The 1,037-nt window shown below is 46.2% G+C and carries 1 protein-coding gene; it reads left to right on the forward strand.

All coding sequences use genetic code 11. From position 1 onward, the window contains the following. A partial coding sequence (locus R7Q48_RS24890) for an iron-containing alcohol dehydrogenase (RefSeq protein WP_318132786.1) occupies positions 1-894 on the forward strand: 894 nt, incomplete at its 5' end. Positions 895-1,037: the final 143 nt, after the last annotated feature.

A 1,037-nucleotide genomic window follows, 5' to 3' on the forward strand; every position in this document is an offset into this window, starting at 1 on the left:
GTAGTTGGAAGAAACGTTCCTCTCAAAGCGAAACCGATTCACTTCATCGCGATTCCCACAACTGCGAGTACCGGCTCAGAAGTGACTAGAAATGCCGTTCTGAAGTCAGGGCAGGACAAAGTAAAAGTAAGTTTAAGAAGTCCGGACATGTTGGCTGACGTTGCGATTGTCGACCCAACATTGACTTATGGGACAGATCAATACACATCTGGACGAGGCGCTATGGATGCGTTTACGCATCTGATGGAAGCTTATGTGTGCGGCGAGCCGAATCCTCTCACTGATATGGTATGCGAAGAAGGGCTTCGTCGATTGAGTCGATCAGTGATTGCAGGCTGTAAGCAGGATAATCATACGGCTCGTTCGGATTTATCTTTTGCGGCTTTGCTTGGAGGGATGGCGATCACTAACGCTAAGTTGGGCGCTGCTCATGGGTTAGCCTCTGCTCTTGGTGGGAAACTTGATGCTCCGCACAGTGTGATAACTGCACGTTTAGCACCTCATGTGATGCAAGAAAACATCAATGCAGCAAAGCAAGCGGGCAGGAATGATGTGATCAATCGTTATCGAAAACTGGCTCAACTTGTCACGGATAGAGCGAATGCGAATGAACATGACGGCGTGCTTTGGGTCAAGATGGTGTTAGATAAGCTAGAATTGCCATTGCTTGGTAAGTTTGGTGTTTGCCAAACTTCGTTTGAACAGGTAGCAAACGATGCGCTTAAGTCTGTTGCGATTAAAGGTAACCCTTTACCTCTTAATCAGGAGCGTTTGGTGTTCATACTAAAACAGGTGTGCGATTGCAGTGGAGATTGCGTTGCAGAAAGCACGCCGCACATGAGTTCAGTAGAGGTATTGGAATCGAGAAGCGATTTATCAAGTGTGAATGAGTAAATACAAGTAAAGTCGTTGCGAGAAGAAATAAAAAGGGGAGCCAATTGGCTCCCCTTAATCAATGCTTAGTACTGACTTAGCTTGTCATAACGACTGTCTTTTAAGGCATCTTTCACGCGTTTTAGGTTTTCGCGGAAACCTGT

The organism is Vibrio sp. 378 (genome assembly GCF_033339435.1).